Here is an 843-nt window from a genome sequence, read left to right as displayed (position 1 = left end):
GCTGTCGCCGGCAAACGATCATATTCTTACTGCCATTGATAGTACGATGTCGGCCTGCGAATTTTTGGCGTGGAGAAACGTCATAACAGGTATTTGGCGTTTTGCAGGTCGTCGTGAAATCCGGCGAGCGGTGGGCTGAAAAGATGCTTCGACCGGCTTCCGCCAACCTGCGGACGCTCAGCACTCGGGCCATGCGTGTGACAGTGCGGCTGAAGCTTATTTCTTTTCTTGATTTTTGCCTCCTTTTTATCAAGAACCGTCTGAAAGGAGCTCATGAAAGCCATTGAAACAATTAACAACTTGAATAAAAAGGAGGGTGCCCCCGCGGCGGAGAGCGGTTGAATTATTTTATGCCTTATGCCGGCAGGCATTTCCTTTTGATAGCCCCAAAAGGAAACAAACCGAGCGGAGCGAGCTCATGAAGTCCATAAAAAACAATTGAAACTACTGAATAAAGGGCTTGTCAATCCGCCAGGTGCCCTTTCGCGCAAGCTAACGCTCAATTAAAAACAACTGCGCTTATTTTTGCTTCTGGTGTGCTGATTGAAAGTTATTGCAACTAAGACGCAAAACCGCTGCGCTATAGGCTTGGCACTGCAAAATTTAAATAGCTGCTACTGTTTTTAATTCTTGCAGGCACTTGCGTCTTGCCAGCGTGCTTCGGAGTAGCCTGTGACAATTTTTGAACGTTGGCTTCCTGCCGCTGATTAAGGGTGCTGCAGATTATGAACGCACAGTCCCGGCAACCGATCATATCTTACTGCCGTTGATAGTACGATGTTGGCCTGCAAATTTTTGGCGTGAAGAAAACGCGGTGATTCGGCCACGGATAATACTCAAACC

Annotated in this window: 1 protein-coding gene; it reads right to left on the bottom strand. The window is 47.7% G+C overall.

The genetic code is table 11. From position 1 onward, the window contains the following. Positions 1–80: 80 nt before the first annotated feature. Positions 81–284 carry a hypothetical protein gene (locus tag GS399_RS20560; RefSeq protein WP_237488025.1) on the bottom strand — a complete coding sequence of 68 codons (204 nt, stop codon included), beginning with the start codon at positions 282–284 and terminating at the stop codon, positions 81–83. Positions 285–843 lie beyond the last annotated feature (559 nt).

It is taken from the genome of Hufsiella arboris (genome assembly GCF_009834875.1).
In the GTDB taxonomy this organism is placed as follows: Bacteria; Bacteroidota; Bacteroidia; order Sphingobacteriales; family Sphingobacteriaceae; genus Hufsiella_A; species Hufsiella_A arboris.
Note: the sequence above shows the minus strand (reverse complement) of the source record. Positions and strands in the feature narration are given on the sequence as shown.